General features: G+C 43.3%; 15 protein-coding genes. 13 read left to right on the plus strand and 2 right to left on the minus strand.

Features of this window, described 5'->3' with window-relative positions; translation table 11 throughout:
* Positions 1-189: 189 nt before the first annotated feature.
* Complete coding sequence (gene idi, locus G8O23_RS08275; protein WP_166363673.1) at positions 190-729, plus strand: isopentenyl-diphosphate Delta-isomerase; 540 nt, start codon at positions 190-192, stop codon at positions 727-729.
* Between the two features lie 22 nt (positions 730-751).
* On the opposite strand, the gene G8O23_RS08280 is transcribed toward idi, so the two are convergent.
* Positions 752-2,968 (minus strand): heavy metal translocating P-type ATPase, encoded by a 2,217-nt coding sequence (locus G8O23_RS08280; RefSeq protein ID WP_317169001.1) that lies wholly within the window; start codon positions 2,966-2,968, stop codon positions 752-754.
* A 407-nt stretch (positions 2,969-3,375) separates the two neighbouring features.
* Here G8O23_RS08280 and G8O23_RS08285 point away from each other — a divergent pair, with 407 nt between their 5' ends.
* The 12 genes from G8O23_RS08285 to G8O23_RS08340 all read left to right on the plus strand — a co-directional run bounded on the left by G8O23_RS08285 (position 3,376) and on the right by G8O23_RS08340 (position 17,704).
* Positions 3,376-3,645 (plus strand): acyl carrier protein, encoded by a 270-nt coding sequence (locus G8O23_RS08285; RefSeq protein WP_166363675.1) that lies wholly within the window; start codon positions 3,376-3,378, stop codon positions 3,643-3,645.
* 322 nt (positions 3,646-3,967) lie between these two features.
* Positions 3,968-4,582, plus strand: coding sequence for a TetR/AcrR family transcriptional regulator (locus G8O23_RS08290; RefSeq protein WP_166363677.1), 615 nt, complete (start codon positions 3,968-3,970; stop codon positions 4,580-4,582).
* A gap of 15 nt (positions 4,583-4,597) precedes the next feature.
* Positions 4,598-5,965: a TolC family protein gene (locus G8O23_RS08295; RefSeq protein WP_166363679.1), complete on the plus strand. Its 1,368-nt coding sequence runs from the start codon at positions 4,598-4,600 to the stop codon at positions 5,963-5,965.
* A 49-nt stretch (positions 5,966-6,014) separates the two neighbouring features.
* Positions 6,015-7,055: an efflux RND transporter periplasmic adaptor subunit gene (locus G8O23_RS08300; protein ID WP_166363681.1), complete on the plus strand. Its 1,041-nt coding sequence runs from the start codon at positions 6,015-6,017 to the stop codon at positions 7,053-7,055.
* A 27-nt stretch (positions 7,056-7,082) separates the two neighbouring features.
* A complete protein-coding gene (locus tag G8O23_RS08305; RefSeq protein WP_166363683.1) occupies positions 7,083-10,202 on the plus strand; it encodes an efflux RND transporter permease subunit in 3,120 nt (1,039 codons plus the stop codon).
* A gap of 47 nt (positions 10,203-10,249) precedes the next feature.
* On the plus strand, positions 10,250-10,543 hold the full coding sequence (locus tag G8O23_RS08310) for a PG0541 family transporter-associated protein (RefSeq protein WP_166363685.1): 294 nt from the start codon (positions 10,250-10,252) through the stop codon (positions 10,541-10,543).
* Positions 10,544-10,674: 131 nt separating this feature from the next.
* Positions 10,675-11,037, plus strand: coding sequence for a response regulator (locus G8O23_RS08315; RefSeq protein WP_166363687.1), 363 nt, complete (start codon positions 10,675-10,677; stop codon positions 11,035-11,037).
* Between the two features lie 28 nt (positions 11,038-11,065).
* Complete coding sequence (locus tag G8O23_RS08320; protein WP_166363689.1) at positions 11,066-11,797, plus strand: transporter; 732 nt, start codon at positions 11,066-11,068, stop codon at positions 11,795-11,797.
* Positions 11,798-12,118: 321 nt separating this feature from the next.
* The gene (locus G8O23_RS08325; RefSeq protein ID WP_166363691.1) at positions 12,119-14,251 is read left to right on the plus strand and encodes a PD40 domain-containing protein; all 2,133 of its coding nucleotides are present in this window, start codon (positions 12,119-12,121) and stop codon (positions 14,249-14,251) included.
* A gap of 165 nt (positions 14,252-14,416) precedes the next feature.
* On the plus strand, positions 14,417-15,262 hold the full coding sequence (locus G8O23_RS08330) for a TraB/GumN family protein (RefSeq protein WP_166363693.1): 846 nt from the start codon (positions 14,417-14,419) through the stop codon (positions 15,260-15,262).
* Between the two features lie 55 nt (positions 15,263-15,317).
* Complete coding sequence (locus G8O23_RS08335) at positions 15,318-16,430, plus strand: gamma-glutamyl-gamma-aminobutyrate hydrolase family protein (RefSeq protein WP_166363695.1); 1,113 nt, start codon at positions 15,318-15,320, stop codon at positions 16,428-16,430.
* A gap of 380 nt (positions 16,431-16,810) precedes the next feature.
* Positions 16,811-17,704 carry an FISUMP domain-containing protein gene (locus G8O23_RS08340; RefSeq protein WP_166363697.1) on the plus strand — a complete coding sequence of 298 codons (894 nt, stop codon included), beginning with the start codon at positions 16,811-16,813 and terminating at the stop codon, positions 17,702-17,704.
* Between the two features lie 276 nt (positions 17,705-17,980).
* Here G8O23_RS08340 and G8O23_RS08345 read toward each other — a convergent pair whose 3' ends face one another.
* The gene (locus tag G8O23_RS08345) at positions 17,981-18,406 is read right to left on the minus strand and encodes a hypothetical protein (protein ID WP_166363699.1); all 426 of its coding nucleotides are present in this window, start codon (positions 18,404-18,406) and stop codon (positions 17,981-17,983) included.
* Positions 18,407-18,411 lie beyond the last annotated feature (5 nt).

Genomic DNA, 18,411 nt, shown 5'->3' on the forward strand with positions numbered 1-18,411 from the left:
TCATGTAAAAATACAAATAATGCGCCTAAGGTACTGCTATTGCGCTTGCTTTATATCAACATCAAACTGTTAATAACTCGAAATTATTGTACGGTAATTATTCAGATTGATTTTGGGTGGTGCAATTAACATTCTTTGGCTTTCAGTTGTTGTTAGTTATATTTGTAATACATCCTAAAATATCTTAGCATGACTAATCAGATAGCAATTGTAGACTCAAGCGATAATGTAACCGGGTACGATGAGAAACTGAAGGTACATGTAGAGGGGCTTCTGCATAGAGCCTTTTCAATATTTATTTTTAACTCGGCAGGTGAGCTAATGCTGCATCAGCGTGCCCTTAGTAAATACCACTCGCCAGGGTTATGGACAAATACATGTTGCAGCCATTTACCCCAGGGCATGGATATGGAGCAAGCTACACATCGGCGGTTAATGGAGGAGATGGGATTTGATGCCGAGTTGGAGTTTGTAGAAAAATTTCATTACCGTATCGACTTCGACAATGGTTTAACTGAGAACGAGATAGATCATATATACATAGGCTTTTTCGAAGGTGAACCCAATCCCCATGCCGATGAGGTGGAAAGCTACACTTGGATGACCCTACCCAACCTGAAGCGTGATATTGAGGCTAATCCCCAGAAGTACACCTACTGGTTAAAGCATATTGTTGAGCATCACTACACCGACCTGTGCGATGCTCTTGCCAAGTACCAAAAAGCGTAGGCCTGTTGAATACGCGCTTGGGTTATTCTTCTAGCTTTATGGTGCGTAACCTTAGGCTATTGCTAACCACTGAAACTGAGCTGAGCGCCATGGCCATACCTGCTATCATTGGGTCGAACTGAAAACCAATGAATGGGTAAAGTATGCCAGCAGCCAATGGAATACCTATAATGTTGTAGATAAATGCCCAGAAAAGATTTTGCTTCACCGTTCGCATGGTAAGCTTCGAGAGCCTAATGGCCGTTGCAATATGGGTTAGGTCGGAGTTGATAAGCGTAATCTTGGCTACATCCATTGCTATATCGGATCCCTTGCCCATGGCAATGCTAACATCAGCAAGAGCTAAGGCGTGCGAATCGTTTATTCCATCGCCCACCATTCCTACAATCTTTCCTTGGGCCTGCAGCTTCTCTATGAATTCAGCCTTTTCATGTGGCAGCATCGAAGCCTTGTAATGGCTAATCCCTACTTGTTGTGCCACTATTTTGGCCGTTTGCTCGTTATCGCCAGTTAGCATAACAGGTTCCACACCTAACGCCTTCAACCTTTGAATGGCGGCTGCCGATGAGTCCTTCACCTTATCGGCAATGGATATAATGGCAATTACAGCATCTTTGCTGGCAAAAAACATGGTGGTTTGTCCCTTTTGGCTCCATTGAGCCACTTGGTCGGCAAGGGGCTGCGATACTTGTATGTTGTTTTTATCAAGTAGTTTTCTATTTCCAACAAAGTAGTCCTTATCATCTACAGTGGCCATTACCCCCATTCCCGCATGGGCTTCAAATCGGCTTACCGATACAATCCCTGAGCCATCCTTTAAGTGGTTAACAATGGCTTCGGCCAAAGGGTGTTCCGACTGGCTCTCGATGGAGTAAAGGATGGATTGGTCTCGCTCTGTTCCAATGTTGCTAGCCCACTGAATATTAGTTACAGTTGGCTTGCCTTCGGTTATGGTTCCCGTTTTATCGAGCACAATGGCCGAAAGTTTATGAGCTGTTTCAAGGCTTTGGGCGTCCTTTATTAAGATATTTTTTTCGGCACCCTTGCCTATACCCACCATTATGGCGGTTGGTGTTGCAAGGCCAAGAGCACATGGGCATGCAATGGCCAATACAGTTACTAGCGCTACAATACCTTGTACAACCCCTTGGTTCCCCCCAAGAATTACCCATACTCCAAAGCTTAAAAGGGCAATGGCCATTACAATGGGCACAAATATACCAGCAATCCTATCGGCCAACTTTTGTACTGGGGCTTTAGAACCCTGAGCTTCTTCCACCATCTTAACAATTCGGCTCAATACTGTTTCCGACCCCACCTGCTGAGCAGCTATGGTAAGAGATCCCTTTTGATTGGCTGTACCCGCATAAACTTTATCGCCTTTCATCTTCTCAATCGGAAGAGGCTCGCCAGTAATTGTGCTCTCATCGATAAACGAAACCCCCTTGGTAACCACTCCATCAACAGGGACTCTTCCTCCTGGTTTTAATAGTACTTGCTGTCCTACTTTTAGATCGGAAATGTGGATGTCCTTTAGGCTATTGTTCTCTATTACGGTAACGGTATCGGGTTGTAGCCCCATCAATTTACGTATGGATGATGAGGTTTTTCCTTTGGCTCGCTCCTCGAGCCATTTGCCCAGTAGTATAAAAGTGATAATTACCGATGCCGACTCGAAGTATACATGGGGCTCAATTCCACGGTTTAGCAAGAATGAGGGGTTTATGGTGTTGAAAACACTAAATGCGAATGCAATACCTGTGCTAAGGGCAACCAGCGTATCCATATTGGCCTTTAGGTGAGCCGCCTGCTTCCAAGCATTGGTAAAAAACCCGCGGCCAAACCAAAAAATTATAGGGATTGAAAAGATTAAAGAAATAATTGGGGAGTACTCCCAATGCATAAAGAACATTCCTAGAATAAACACTGGAAACGTGAGGATTCCTGCCCACACAGTCCTTGTTCGCATTTTGTTAGACTCCAGTTGACGGATATTATCCGTGGCCCTATGGTCATGCTCGCTTTCAATTAGTAGGTCATATCCAACCGATCGTATGGCTTGTTGAAGTTTCTTGGGTGAAGCCAGCTGAGGATCGAAGTTAACCCAAGCTGTTTGATTGGCCAGATTAACGCCTGCGTCTGCAACACCATCTAAGCTTTTGAGCATACTCTCAACGCTGGCTGAGCAGCCAGCGCATGACATCCCTGTTACCGGATATATATGTTTCTCTGTTTTCACGACGTGTTTTTATTGGAAGAACAACATTTGTTACATTATGTTTTCGCCTTAGGGTAAACAATATCCCAATTTTGTGTGCTATAGTAGATCTTGTAAAAGTATCTTATTCCTAAGATTAATCTGGGTACAAGAGTGTGCTTTATTTTATTCCCTTAGCAATAATAATAATGGAGGATCACGGTTTATACTTTATGCTCTCGGGTTAATGAGTGTTAAAACTATAAAAACTATTTATGGTATTTCGGTTTTCTAATTTACCTTTGCGGCAGAATAAAGTCAGCATAAAGTAAAAAAAACATTAAGCATTAAGTGGTGTTTACGCTTGTTGGCATAGCATTTGCATAGCTTATTCCTGATTTATCGATAAGTAAGATTTTATTATTGTAACAATAAAAAGGTTAACTACCATGTCAGTATCAGAAATTTACAACAAGGTTAAGTGGTTATTACTAGTGAATTTTAATGTAAAAGATATTGTTAACTATTATAATGCTGATTTAAAAAAGGATCTAGGGATGGACAGCTGGGACGTGAATATGTTGCTTTACCTCGTGGAAAGCAACTTTAACGTTAGGTTCAGCAGTGGTACCGAGAAAGATATTGCCAGATTAGACCAACTTGTTTCGTTAGTTTACGAGGCCAGTAAAGCTTCGCAGAGGCTAAAGCAAATTGCATAACCTCCTTTTGGGTAAAACAATCTCATTACTACATATTATTCTGCAAGATTTAATGTAAAGGAAGTTAATTCTTCGTTTAGGCTGCTTTTGTACCCATAACCCACTGTCCTGAGTTGGGTTTTCTTTTAATTTTTTAACCAACCAAAACTATCCCCTGCTGTATTGCTTATGCACGCTGATTTTTTATTGTACAGTTGTGCCTTTCATTGGCACCAAATTAAGCTACTATATACGGAAAGCTAAATAATTGTAAAATCAAAAAACTATTATAGTTTATTTAGTTTTGGTATTTATCTTTGCACCCTTAAATTTTTAGTAAGCAATGGAAGTTAAAGAGAGAATTATAGAGGGCGCTGCTCAGCTATTCCTTCGGGAGGGTGTACGTAAGGTGACGATGGATCAGCTAGCTTCATCGCTTGGTATATCCAAAAGAACGATTTACGAAGTGTTTAGCAACAAGGATGAGATCCTTAAGGAGACCATTCTGAGGCATATAAATCAGCAAAGACTGCAAACAGAGCGTTTGTCGCAGGAGTCGGAAACTGCTTTGCACTTTTTCGTTTCAATACTTAACCAAGGAATTGAAAACCTAAAAGCAGTAAATCCCCAATTTGTGAATGAGTTGAGGGTTTACTACCCATCCATATGGTCGTCGATAATTTGTACAAGTCAAGATTATAACATTTTTCAAACCATTAAGATAATTCAAAGAGGGATAATCGAAGGTGTTTTTCGTGATGATATGGATGTAACTGTTGTTTCTAAATTTATCATAGAGTCGCTATCAATTTTGGCAAACCAAGATATCTTCCCAACTCATATTTACGCTCCTGCCAAGTTGTACCGCGATTCAATAATTACCCTTGTGCGTGGCATTTGTTCGGTAAAAGGTATTCAGATGCTCGAAAATGAGCTCAATAGCAGAATTAATAATTAATCAAAAATTGTTAAAATGTTTAATCACATTGTTTTTAAAATCCTAATTATAGGCCTTGCTTCATTGCAGCTTGGCGCAACGAGCGCACATGGGCAAGATACCCTAAGGCTAAATCTCGATCAAGCCTTGGAGATTGCATTGTCGGAGAACCCAACCATAAAGCTTGCCGACAAGGAAATTGAGCGCACACAGTACTACAGGCGAGAGATGCTGGGCGGGTTTTATCCGAACCTAAGCGGTAGTGCACAGTACACCCGAAACATTGAGCCACAGGTTATATTTATGCCCGATGGTATGTTTGGCCCAGGTACAGGTGGCCCACTAAAAATTGGCTTCGATAATAGCTACACTGCAGGTTTGTCGCTCTCAGTCCCGTTAATCGCTCCCTCACTTTTCAAGATGCTTAGGATATCTGAAACTGATATCGAGATAGCGTTGGAAAAATCTCGTGAGTCGAAACTGAATATGGCGAGCGAGGTGAAGAAAGCCTTTTACAACCTGCTTCTGGCACAGAATTCCTACGAGGTGATGGGCATGAGTATGGAGAATGCTCAAAAAAACCTGCAGAACATTAAGAACTTATTTAGTCAGGGTTTGGTTGCCGAGTACGATGTTATTAGAAGCGAGGTGCAGGTTCGAAACCTTAACCCAACCTTTGTGCAGGCAGAGAATGCGGTAAACCTTTCGGCAATGATGCTGAAAATTTTGCTGGGCGTAGGAACCGATGTGGAGCTCGAGATTGAGGGCGATCTGTCGGATTACGAGGAGGAGTTGGCTCAAGGCATCCCGGGCAAATCCCTTATGCTAAACCAAAACACAACCCTGCGTCAGCTGGAGTTGCAGGAGCTTAAGCTCAATCAGCAGTTCCAGCTAATTCGGACTACTCGACTTCCCATGCTGGCGGCATTTGGTAACTATCAGTACCAATCGCAGGCAAACGATTTTAAATTTGCCGACTACAACTGGGTAAGCACCAATATGGTTGGCTTACAGCTACAGGTTCCAATATTTCAGGGTTTTACTAATAAGTATAAGGAGCAGCAGGTGCTGGTTGGAATCGATCAGCTCAGAATACAGCGCGATTATCTAAACCAAAACCTTACCCTACAGGCTCGTAACGCTATTACCAGCATGATGCGTGCCGCCGAGCAAATTAGCTCAAGCAAGGAGGGTATTGCTCAGGCGGAGCGTGGCTATAGCATTGCTCAAACCCGCTACAACACTGGTAGTGGAACAATTCTGGAACTCAACGATGCAGAAGTTTCCCTTACTCAGGCTAAGCTTAACTACAACCAGGCAGTTTACGATTTTCTTCAGGCCAAGGTCGATTATGAATCGATACTAGGAGACGAAGGGGTGATTGTTGGCCAAACTTTGAATTAATAGAGAGTACGATATAAAAATTGAAATCCTTTTAAAATAATTTTCACAGATGAAAACATTAAGTGCAGCTAAATACCTAGTAGTATTTTTGGCCATAGCTTTGGCCTCATGCTCAGGAGGGCAATCGGTTGATATGGAATCCGAGGAGCAGTCAGTGCCATTGGTTAGAGTGTCCACCCTTGTAACTCAAATGATAGAGCAAGAGGTTGATTATACTGGTAATGTACAGGCTTTTAAAGAGAATCACATTAGCCCAAATCAACCATCCCGTATTCGTAAAATTTTCGTTGAAGTTGGCGATATGGTTAAGCAAGGGCAGCTTCTGGTTGAGATGGATAACACCAGCTTTGATCAGGTAAAAACCCAACTCGATAACCTGGAGAAGGAGTTCGCAAGGCTCGATACTTTAAACCGAATTGGAAGCATCCCTCAGCAGCAGGTCGATCAGGTAAAAACCCAGCTCGACATCATGCGAACCAACTACAAAACCATGACGGAGAATACCCAGCTTCGCTCACCAATCAATGGTGTAATCACAGGACGATACTACAACGATGGCGATATATACTCCATGACTCCCAATCCTACGGGTAAAGCGGCTGTGGTATCTGTTATGCAAATTCAGCCGGTAAAGGTGTTGGTAAATGTTCCCGAGATGTATTTCCCCAACGTTAAGCAGGGTATGAGTGCCGCTGTTACCCTCGATATCTACCCTGATAAATTGTTTAATGGCAAAGTACATTTAGTGCACCCAACTATTGATCCCATGACGCGTACGTTTACAGTTGAGGTTGAGGTGGTTAATAATGAGATGTTTATTCGCCCAGGGATGTTTGCTCGTGTAAGGTTTGGGTTTGGACAAATTGAGCGGGTTGTAGTTCCCGATTTGGCTGTACAACGTCAGCCCGGCACCAACGATAGGTTTGTGTTTGTGGTTGATGATAATGTGGCTAAGCGTAAGGTGATAAGAATTGGCCGTAGAATTGACGATAGCTTTGAAGTGCTCTCAGGACTTACCGCAAACCAAAAAGTGGTTGTGGCCGGTCAAGCTAGCCTCCTCGATGGTAATACCGTTGAAGTTGAAAAGTAGTTTTCCCTAAATCTCACTGAATAGATTATGAGTTTATATAGTACCGCAGTTCGGAAACCCGTAAGTACAATCCTTATCTTCATTGGAGTGATTGTATTTGGTTTGTTCTCGCTTAACAGGCTGTCCATAGACCTGTACCCCGAGATCGACCCACCCATCATCAGCGTGTTTACCACCTATCCTGGTGCTAATGCTGCTGATATAGAGACTAATATTACCCGCTTGCTAGAGGATAACCTCAATACGGTGAGCGACCTAAAGAAGCTTACCTCATCATCAAGGGAGAATATCTCGCTAATTATACTAGAATTTGAGTGGGGCACCAACTTGGATGAGGCCACAAACGATGTGCGCGATGCCATAAGCCGTATCGAGAGGTATTTGCCCGAAGATTCGGAGAAGCCTGTGATATTCAAGTTTAGCACCAGCATGATGCCCATCCTTATGCTCTCGGCTACTGCTGAAGAGAGCTACAGCGCATTGAACAAAATTTTAGATGAGCGCATTGTGAACCCCCTAAACCGTATCGATGGGGTTGGTGCAGTTGGTATTTCGGGCGGACCTAAGCGCGAAATACAGGTGAATGTTGACCCCCGCAAGTTGGAGGCCTACAATCTAACCGTTGAGCAGCTTGGCAATGCAATTCGGATGGAAAACCTGAATATGCCCGCAGGAACTATCGACCTGGGCTCAAAAACATTCCCGCTCAGGGTTCAAGGTGAATTTTCCGATAGCGATGTTTTAAACGATATAGTGGTTGGTAGCTTTGCTGGTAGGCAAATTAAGCTAAAGGATGTTGCTGTGGTGAAGGATACCCTGGCCAAGCTCACCATGGATGAGCGCCGCAACGGTATGCCCGCCGCACGTATCATTGTGCAAAAGCAGTCGGGTGCCAACACGGTTAAAATATCCAAGGAGGTGCTTGAGCAGCTGCCCATCCTTATGCGAACTCTGCCTCCTGACATTACCATTGATACAATCTTCGATTCATCAGAGTTCATTGAGAACTCCATTGATAGCTTAACCATAGCCGTTCTCTTTGCAGGTATATTTGTAATGCTGGTGGTGCTATTCTTCCTCGGAAGGTGGAGAGCCACATTCATCATTATACTTACCATTCCTGTTTCGCTTATTGTTTCCTTTATCTACCTCTATGTTACAGGTAACTCTATCAATATTATATCGCTATCGTCGTTATCTATTGCCATAGGTATGGTGGTTGACGATGCCATTGTGGTGCTAGAGAATATCACCAAGCATATTGAGAGGGGGAGTTCACCTCGCGAGGCATCTATTTATGGTACCAACGAGGTGGGATTGGCCGTTGTGGCAACTACTCTAACCGTTGTGGCTGTATTCTTCCCGCTAACGCTTGTGGGAGGTTTAAGTGGAATTATGTTTAAGCAGCTGGGTTGGATTGTAACCATTGTGGTAGTTGTGTCAACCATTGCAGCCTTGTCGTTAACGCCAATGCTCTCATCGCAGATGCTAAGGCTTAACCCACCACGACGTAAGGGGCTGGCCAAGCTTATCTTCGACAACTCCGAAAGGATGCTTACGGCCATTGATAACTTCTATGTTAAAACCCTATCGTGGGCCATTAGGCACAGGGTAGTAGTGGTTGTTGCTGCAATAGTTGTTTTTGCCTCAAGCATGCTACTAGTGGGTAGGGTAGGTACGGAGTTTATACCACCCTCCGATAACGCCCGGGTTGCCATTGAAATAGAGCTACCCATGGGTATTAGGGTTGAGAAAACCCAGCAGGTTGCGCGAGATATTGAAGCGATAATACAAAATAAGTATCCAGAGGTGGAGATGATTTCAACCAGCTCAGGTTCCGCCGACGATAGGAATATCTTTTCGGCCATGGGAAGCAACGGAAGCCATATCATCAATATGACCCTTCGCCTCTCTTCCAAAACTGAGCGCGAAAGAGATATTTATTTAATTAGTGATTTGATAAGAGAGGACTTGGCTCAGGTTCCCGATATTTCATCGTTCTCAGTTACGCCTGGTGGCGGTGGCGGTTTTGGCGGCCAAAGCCAGCTTGAGGTAATCATCTCAGGATACGATCTCGATGTATCGGGAGAATTTGCGCGTGAGCTTGCCGAGCGCATGAAGAGTATCCCTGGCACCCGCGATGTGGATGTGACACTCGAGGAGTCGAGGCCTGAGTACCAGGTGGAGTTCGATCGCGAGAAGCTGGCTTTCTACGGATTAAATACCACCACGGCTTCAACCTTTGTAAGGAATAGGATTAACGGCTTGGTGGCGGCTAAGTATAGGGAAGATGGTGATGAGTACGATATTGTTGTCCGCTACGCCGAGCCTTTCCGTGAGTCAATCGAGTCAATTGAAAATATTCTAATCTACAATAATCAAGGACGAGCCGTTAGAGTGAAAGATGTTGGGGCGGTTAAGGAGTACTCTGCTCCGCCGTTCATTGAGCGCGAGAACCGCCAACGGGTGGTTAAGGTTACCTCGGCCCTATACAAAGCTTCGCTAACCGATGTGGTAAGCAATATTTGGGCAGAGATTGATAAAATGGAAGTTCCCCAGGGTATTGGTATCGATATTGGGGGAGATGCAGAGCAGCAGCAGGAGTCGTTTGCCGACTTGTTCTCGCTACTTCTGCTAATCATCATGCTGGTGTATATCGTTATGGCCACTCAGTTCGAGTCACTGCGCTCTCCTTTCATCATCATGTTCACCATTCCTTTTGCGTTCACTGGTGTTATACTATCGTTGTGGCTAACGGGTGAAACCCTTAACCTAATATCAATGATTGGCTCGGTGATGCTAGTGGGTATTGTGGTAAAGAATGGTATTGTGCTGGTTGACTATACTAACCTCATGCGCGACAGGGGACTTTCGTTATCGCAAGCAGTGCTTTCTTCGGGTCGTTCAAGACTTCGCCCAGTGCTTATGACCACCTTAACCACAGTGTTGGGTATGCTACCATTGGCCATTGGTTTTGGCGAAGGCTCTGAAATATGGCGACCTATGGGTGTAGCTATTATGGGCGGTTTAACCTTTTCAACCGTTATAACACTGGTTCTTATTCCTGTGGTTTACACCATGTTTGGCGCAAATAGGCTTAAGAAGGAGCGTAAAAGGATGGAAGAACTGGTTGAGGGTATAAATTAATTGCACCCATAGGCCGTAGAGTATTACAAATGTAAATTTATTACGAGATGAAAACAGTATTCATATCATATAATCAAGCTCTCACCGAGCGCGTTGAGGCAATTCTCGATCACCACGCAATACGAGGTTTTACCCGTTGGGTTGATGTGCAGGGCCGAGGAACACATAAGGGCGAGCCCCATATGGGAACCCATACATGGCCTGCCATGAACTCGGCCATTCTAACTGTAATCGAGGATCGACAGGTTGATCCGTTGCTCGCATCGCTTTCCAAACTTAATAATCAGTCGGAAATGCAAGGACTTCGTGCCTTTGTTTGGAATGTAGAAGGCGGAATTTAGCTTCAAACAATCTAGAAATTGCAACGGGGATATTTGGGTTTAACTTTAAAACCCAAATATCCCCTGCTTTTTATTACGGAGAATAAAATTATTATTCTAATTTTACCCATAAATCTTAATCTCTATTTGTAATGGCAGCAAAACACATTCTACTCGTTGAGGATGTATACTACAACCAAGTGCTTATTGAGTCGCTACTTATTGATTGGGGATACACCGTTTCAATTGTAAAGAATGGAGAGGAAGCTTTGGCAATTATGAGGGAACAGAATTTCGATCTGATTGTCCTCGACATAATGATGCCTGTTATGGATGGGTTCACTTTCCTCGATGAAAAGAGGAAGGCCAAAATAGATTTGCCCGTGGTTATACTCTCGGCTCGGAACGATATGAAGAGCATACAGAAAGCGCTTGAACTTGGTGCTCAGGATTACGTGGCAAAGCCTTTTAATTCCTACGATTTGAGGAATAAGATTTCACTCTATCTTGATTAATAGCTGCATTGTTTACCAAGAGTTTTCTATGAAATGGCTAGTCTTTTCAAGGTTGATCCTCCTGCTCATAGTTATTTGCTCCTCGTTTGTTTTAAGTGCACAGGATTCGTTTCAGCCCGATAGGCCCGGTTTTAGCACAGGAACTTACACTCTGCCTAAAGGGGAGGTATACCTCGAAGTGGGTTACCTGCTATCCATCCCATCGTCTCAATACGGTTCTACTATTCATAGCCTCCCTCAAAGCAACATCCGATTCGGACTTGCCCCTAAACTTGAACTTAACCTAATGTGGGATGGCTTTTCCAAGGTTATCGGCGAAAAAGGGTTTAATGCATTTGATAGTTTTGGTGTCGGGGCTAAGTTTCGAGTAGTTTATAACCAGAGGTTTAACCTTTCGTTGTTGGGTATTGTAACCAGTTCAGAAGACCTTAGCATTAACCCTGTGTTTGGTGTTTTGTGGGACTACTCATTATCTGAACCCCTCGATTTGTTTGGAGTAGTTCACCTTGCACACAGCAAGAGTAACGGTGTGTATAGCGAGCTTTCGTTAGGATTAGCTTATTCTATTTCTAGCAAAATAAGTGTTTTTACAGAGTACTTCAATAGTATAGGGTTATCCTCGCAATTTTTAGCTCACAATGGATCGGTAGGTGCAACCTACCTAATAACAAACAATTTGCAACTCGATATATTCTACGAAAAAGAGATATCACCTGCCGGTTATAACAACCTGGGTGCTGGGCTATCTAAACGGTTTTAGCTCTTTGATGCCGAATTTTTATTACCCTCACCATTCGGATAAACAATCTCTTGTTTTTTGTACAAATTGTAAAAGTGTTTACCTGTTGTTTAAAAGGTTTTACGCTCTGTTATGATTATTTGGTCAACCAAAAACCAAAGTTTTACGGTCAAAATTGAGTGTTCATCAAACTTTGCTATGTTGTATTCCATATTGAGTTATATTTGTACAATATGATAGTATTGTCTCACAGGTAATTTGGTGTATCTCCTTATGGTTCGATGGTTTATTTTGTTATCTTTTTTGTTGCTTTCGAATGTGCTTCCTGCTCAGAATTGGAACTTGATATACCAAAGAGAGCTCGAGGCCGAGGAATTTTTGATTGACAAGCAGTACGAGCGAGCAGCAAAAAAGTATGAGGATGCTCTTAAGCTAATTCCCACCAGCGCAAACCTTAAGTTCAAGGTGGGAAGTGTTTACCTGTTAACTCCAACCAAAAAACATTTAGCACTCAATTATCTTAAAGAGGCCGCTAAGGGTGCATCAACAGAGTTTAACCCACGTGCCATAAAGGAAGAAGCTGCACCCATTGACGCCTGGTACCAGCTGGGTAGGGCATTGCAGATGGACAATCAGTTTACCGAGGCCATTTCTGCATTCGAGAAGTTTAAGTCCTTGCTCGACCCAAGCGATCCCTTTGTAACTAATGTGAATAAACGAATTGAATCCTGCCGCAATGCCCCTCAGCTTATGGCCGATGAGCAGGGGCTTGAGACTATCAACCTTGGGAATATTATCAACAGCAAGGATGCTAATTTCAACGCGGTTGTATCTGGCGATGGCACAACGCTAGCCTACACTAGGCAAGGCAACCGAGGATACGAGGTGTACGTGGCTAAACGAAAGGGCGATGCTTGGGAGCGTCCTAGGCGAATTACCGATGATATTCGTGGCGGATTCCTAAAGACCGCATCGCTATCGTACGACGGAACTTGGCTCTATTTGGTCGATGATTTTGCTTCAACGCAAAGTATTTACGATACCTTTTACGACGAGGGGTGGGTTCGCTCCAAAAGGCTGAAGAAACCCATAACCAGCAAGTTTAACGAAAGCCACGCAGCCGTTTCGCCCGATGGTAAAACTCTATACTTTACCAGCGATAGACCCGGAGGGCGTGGCGGGCTAGATATTTATAAATCCTCTCAGGATAGTAGAGGACGTTGGGGCGATCCCGTTAACCTTGGCCCCAGAGTTAATACGGAACTCGATGAGGATACTCCATTCCTTACACCCGATGGGCGTTACCTGTTTTTTAGCTCCCAGGGACACAACAGTATGGGTGGTTTCGATATTTTTTATGTCGACTTGAATGGCTCCGGCGAGCCCATAAACCTAGGCTACCCTGTAAACGATGCAGGCGATAATTTGTTTTACTACCCTCAGTCGCTAACCAAAGGCCTTATGGCTCTTTCGCAAAGCGATGGGTTTGGCCCGCAGGATATTTACGAGCTACAAATTACTCCCTTGGTAACACTAAATGGCAACCTCGCAGTGGTTGATAACCAATCGGCTCCAGCCGATGAACAGGTTAGAGTCGAGATAATTGACTTGCAGTCCACCGATATGATTGCACAAATAAGCGCTAGCCTTACCGATAAGTCGTTTACCAAGAGATTACGCCCAGGCGATTACCTAGTACAAGCCAAAGCCAATGGTTTTGAGGATTTTGAAATGAACTTTACCATAGCAGCAACCCAAGCACCACAGGATTTAAACATATCGCTAATACCAATACCCCAAGAGCCCGAACCAGAGTCTCTGCTTGCTATGCAGCAAGATATTGAGGAAGAAATAATACAGCTAGAACCCGAGCCAAAACACCTCGACCCTTCGGCAGGCTCAGGGAACCGCGAACTCAGCGAATCGCCTCAATCAATTCAATCACAACCAGAGCTTAAGCCTCAACCTCAACCAAAGGCTCAGCCCGTTAGGTCATTCGTTGTTGAAACACTTCCTACCGAAGGGTACTACACGGTTCAATTTATGGCGTTGCTAGTGCCGGTTCCCGAGAGTCATTTCCAGAATATAGACGGGGTACTGGTTACTCAAGGTGCCGATGGTTACCATAGGTATTCGGTTGGTGCTGTGGCTACTAGGGGAGAAGCGCAGGTAATACAGCAACAGCTGCGCGGCTTGGGGTACAGCGAATCGTTTATTAAGTATAGTAATTCATCTCAAGCAAAAGCTGCCCAAAAGATAGAATACGAATCGCAATTCACCATTCAGGTGATGGCTCTTAGGAGTCCTGCCGATATGAGTAGGTTTAGCAACCTGCCCGATGTTAAGGTTGAGCAGGGCGACGATTCGTTCTATCGATACTACACCGGAAACTACTCATCGCATCAACAGGCAAGCGATGATTTACCTCGTATCGAGCGAATTGGATACAAGGGAGCCTTTGTGCGTAAGCTCTAATCCCCACTGTTTAAGATTATCCTTAATGCAGTATTCCTTTGCAAACTGAATACAAAACAATTGTATCTGCTTGCTGGGTATGTTGCTCTTTTTTTATAATATTGTAGGGTCGGTAACGGTAAATCTTATTATTTATATGCTAAAAAATTAACCAATTTCAGTCCAATGAAAAAAACCTTAATTACAACCCTGTTTATTCTTCTTGCATCGATTTGTGTATTCGCACAATCGCTACTCTACAAGGTAACTGGCGAAAATATGCAATATCCCGTTTACATCTATGGAACTATACACGCATTACCACAGGCCGACTTTTTTATCGATTCGGTTGTAATTGAGAAATTTGCTGAGGCCGATAAACTTGTGCTCGAGATCGATATGTCGAACCCCAATATGGCCTTCGAGGTGCAATCGGCCATGATGATGAAGGATAATAGCATTGATAATATACTCACACCTGAGGAGTATGCTAGGTTATCGAAGTTTTTTGCCGACTCGCTGCAAATGCCCATAGCTATGCTTAACAGCGTTAAGCCGTTGATGCTGTCGTCGTTCTTGCTCCCCAAGCTAATTGGTACGCAGGTGGCATCGTATGAAGGATACTTTATGCAGCAAGCTGTAGCGCAGCAAAAGCAAATTGGTGGGCTTGAAACGGTTGTTGAGCAGATTAGCCACTTGGATATGATTCCCCTACCACAGCAAGCTCAAATGCTTATGGAGAGCATTGATGATTTTAATAAGTCGCGTAGCGAATTTAAACGATTGGTAGAAACATACCAAAGTCGCGATGTTGAGGCTGTTTACCAAGTGGTAATGGAAACCGAGGAGGAGTACAAAGAGTTTGGCGAGTTCCTTATCGACAAGCGCAACGAGAATTGGATTCCAAAGATTATAGAGTTGGGCAATGCTCAAACCACATTTGTGGCCGTTGGCTGCGGTCATCTGGGTGGCGAGAAGGGTGTGCTTAACTTGCTGCGCAATGAGGGTTTTGAAGTAAAAATGATGGAGTAGAAAGCTAATCGCCGTTAGGGGTGTTCAACTTTTTAAATCAAACTAAGAGGTTTATATGAAAAAGATTTTATTGATGGTTGTATCTGTGCTAACTATTTTGTCGTGTGCACAGCCAAAAACCGATGTGGTAATTACCACCGATGAGTTATCAGCATTTAAGCCCACCATTGTGCTCATGCACCCCACGGTGAATAATCTAAAAACTTTCATATCGCTTACCGAACAGGATATTTTCCCATTCCCAGTAGAGGCTAATGTGTTGGGCGTATATCATAGCAAAGGCGCGTACGATTATAGCCAATCGGTAGATTTCCTAAAGGATTTAAAAGATACTAGGTTCGGTTTGCTATCCTTGGACGGAAGCCTAAACCCAAACAACCTATACAAAAAGAATGGATGCAGTAATGCGTTTAGAGCAATCTTCGAGAATTCAAATGGCATAATTTTCTTCGGTGGACCCGATATGCCCCCATCGGTCTATAACAATCCTGTAAACCTGCTAACCTCAATAACCGATGTCCATAGGCACTATGTGGAGCTCTCCTTCCTCTTTCATCTACTTGGCGGTAGTCAGAATGAAGAGGTGAAACCCCTGCTCGACAGCAAGCCCGAATACGCTATCCTTGGTATTTGTCTCGGGATGCAAACCATGAACGTGGCAACCGGCGGCACCATGGTGCAGGATATCCCCACCGAGATTTACGGTTTAACAACCGTTGAGGAGGTTTTAGCATTGGATGAAAACATGCAGCATCGAAACTACTACTCAAACCTTGGTGTTGACAAGGATTTGATTTGGGGTCATTTTCATCAAATTCAGTTTGAGCAGGGCAGTCTGTTCGATTCTTTGAACGGAAATACACAGGAACTACCTTATATCTGGAGTAGCCACCACCAGGCGCTAAGCAAGCTGGGTAAAGATATTATTCCCATTGCCAGGAGTATGGATGGGAGAATAATTGAAGCCATTAAGCATGCTATGTACCCCAACGTGTTGGGAGTACAGTTCCATCCCGAGGTACCCTCGATTTACGATACTGAGAGCAAGCTCAAGAGGATTCCGTTTGAGCAGAATCAGCAATCATATATCGATTTATACCCAATTGGCAAGGGCGAAGATTTCCACCGTGCTTTTTGGCGAATGGTGGGGAAGAGCTATGAACGCTAGGGCACAAAGGCGCAAATAATAATAACGCACAAGCACCTTTGGTATCGAAAATCTTGTAACATTAGGGTGATTTATTGCAAAGGAAATTAAGTCCTATAGGTACTATACATCCTTAAACAATGGAACTTTCGGTTGTTTTTTCGCACCGTTAGTATACTTTGTGGTTTACTCTCCTTCAATGATGTTGTGTATACTTCCGTGTTAATTTACCATGCGTAAATACGTACACCACTGTTCGTTATCGCACAATTCCCCGCCAACCCTGTTTGTTTTAACGAAATGATACATTGCAATATACGCTAAATGGCGTGTTGTTTGCATAAGTCTGATAATCTTATGTTTAAAACAAAATCGATTTAATAATCTAAAAATTTTTAGTTATGGAAAAGAATTTACTTGTAAAGGTTTTACTCGTAACGGTTGGAGTATTTTTATTTTCTTGTTGTAACAACAAGGTTGAACAGGAAGCATTTCCTCCTATTGCAGATTTTAGTGTTTCTAATGATCAGATCTATGTTTGGGAGAAAGTAACCTTTTTTGATGCTTCGGATAACGAGCCCATTGAATGGGAATGGTTTTTTGAAGGTGGAGATCCCGAAGTATCCGTTGATCGAGAACCTGAAGTACTGTATAAAGAAGCTGGAATTTACAGAGTTAAACTTACGGTTAAAAATGAGAACGGTGAAAGCGAAAAGGAGTTGGAGAGTTTTATAAAGGTAAGTGAATATCAAAATTATTTCGGAACCCTTACCGATCCTCGTGATGGACAGGAATACAAAATAGTTAAAATTGGTAATGTAGATATTATGGCTGAGAACCTTAGTTACCTAACAGGCGATGCTGTGTACTACGATAATGACCCAGCCAATGGCGAAAAATATGGGTTACTTTACAAGTGGGAGACTGCCCTTGAGGCTTGCCCCGCAGGGTGGCGATTGCCAACAAAGAACGAGTATAGTATGATTCGGGAGTATCTGGGAGGAGAGAATGTTGTAGGAGGAAAGCTGAAAATGTCTGGTACAGAATTCTGGATGTCACCTAATAAAAATGGAACAAACGAGACTGGCTTCTCGGCTGTTGGAGCAGGAGGCTATTTTCCTGGACACCTTGAGTTTTTTGGTATGCATGAATTTACCTCTTTTTGGACTCAAACAGAGGCGACCGATGAGTTGGTTTGGTGTGTAGAACTTGCTAGAACAAGTGGTATGATGTATATATCAAACAACTACGGAAAGGAACCTTCCTATTTCTCTGTAAGATGTATTAAGGACTAATTTGTTTCAGTTTATTATCTTCTACAAGATTAAGTTGTTAAGTCAATAGGCATCGCACAACCTTAAAGAGAAAGGCGAATCTGTTCATCCTACTTTTAGGCGGATGGAGGTGGAGTGGATTCATAGTCAGGTAAATCTTCCAATGAGCAGGCAAGCGGTCAGCGTTTCATATAGATTAGATGGGTAATAAATTTTTTTTGAATCATTTGTAGTTGAAAAAATATCCGTTGGGAGCGTAAACACCCAACGGATTGTTTTTTTGTAGTAAACCAAAGGTTATTCCTCCTCCTCCTCAAGGTAGATAAGCATCACCACGCAGTCGTTCTCGCACTTCTCATTAAACTCAATGTAAAGGTGGTATGCACCAGTCTCGTTCACCTTAAGCCTCGATACCGAATGATTTTTTTCACTATCAACCTTGGTGTTAAGGGTTACTGGGTACTCCTCTTTATCGCTAACATAAAGTTTGATGTTCGATATGGGGGTTGATGGGTTAACAAAATGCAAAGCGTACCTGATGTCTTTTCTTAGTATTATCGAGAACCTCGTTACATTACTGTCAGATTGTTTTACCTCGAAATCCTTGAGGAATGCACCATCGTACTCTTTACTCCAGTCAATCTTTTCGCTAATAGCGCATTGCGCATTTGCTGTGGCTTGTAAAGCCAGCAGTAGTAAAAGCGTGCTTAGTATTGTTCTCATAAGTG

This window comes from Perlabentimonas gracilis (assembly GCF_011174675.1).
In the GTDB taxonomy this organism is placed as follows: domain Bacteria; phylum Bacteroidota; class Bacteroidia; order Bacteroidales; family Tenuifilaceae; genus Perlabentimonas; species Perlabentimonas gracilis.

Bases quoted from the DNA above. Each gene is read 5' to 3' on its own strand.
- idi (WP_166363673.1), top strand. From the start codon at position 190: ATGACTAATCAGATAGCAATTGTAGACTCAAGCGATAATGTAACCGGG.
- G8O23_RS08285 (WP_166363675.1), top strand. From the start codon at position 3,376: ATGTCAGTATCAGAAATTTACAACAAGGTTAAGTGGTTATTACTAGTG.
- G8O23_RS08290 (WP_166363677.1), top strand. From the start codon at position 3,968: ATGGAAGTTAAAGAGAGAATTATAGAGGGCGCTGCTCAGCTATTCCTT.
- G8O23_RS08295 (WP_166363679.1), top strand. From the start codon at position 4,598: ATGTTTAATCACATTGTTTTTAAAATCCTAATTATAGGCCTTGCTTCA.
- G8O23_RS08300 (WP_166363681.1), top strand. From the start codon at position 6,015: ATGAAAACATTAAGTGCAGCTAAATACCTAGTAGTATTTTTGGCCATA.
- G8O23_RS08305 (WP_166363683.1), top strand. From the start codon at position 7,083: ATGAGTTTATATAGTACCGCAGTTCGGAAACCCGTAAGTACAATCCTT.
- G8O23_RS08310 (WP_166363685.1), top strand. From the start codon at position 10,250: ATGAAAACAGTATTCATATCATATAATCAAGCTCTCACCGAGCGCGTT.
- G8O23_RS08315 (WP_166363687.1), top strand. From the start codon at position 10,675: ATGGCAGCAAAACACATTCTACTCGTTGAGGATGTATACTACAACCAA.
- G8O23_RS08320 (WP_166363689.1), top strand. From the start codon at position 11,066: ATGAAATGGCTAGTCTTTTCAAGGTTGATCCTCCTGCTCATAGTTATT.
- G8O23_RS08330 (WP_166363693.1), top strand. From the start codon at position 14,417: ATGAAAAAAACCTTAATTACAACCCTGTTTATTCTTCTTGCATCGATT.
- G8O23_RS08335 (WP_166363695.1), top strand. From the start codon at position 15,318: ATGAAAAAGATTTTATTGATGGTTGTATCTGTGCTAACTATTTTGTCG.
- G8O23_RS08340 (WP_166363697.1), top strand. From the start codon at position 16,811: ATGGAAAAGAATTTACTTGTAAAGGTTTTACTCGTAACGGTTGGAGTA.
- G8O23_RS08345 (WP_166363699.1), bottom strand. From the start codon at position 18,406: ATGAGAACAATACTAAGCACGCTTTTACTACTGCTGGCTTTACAAGCC.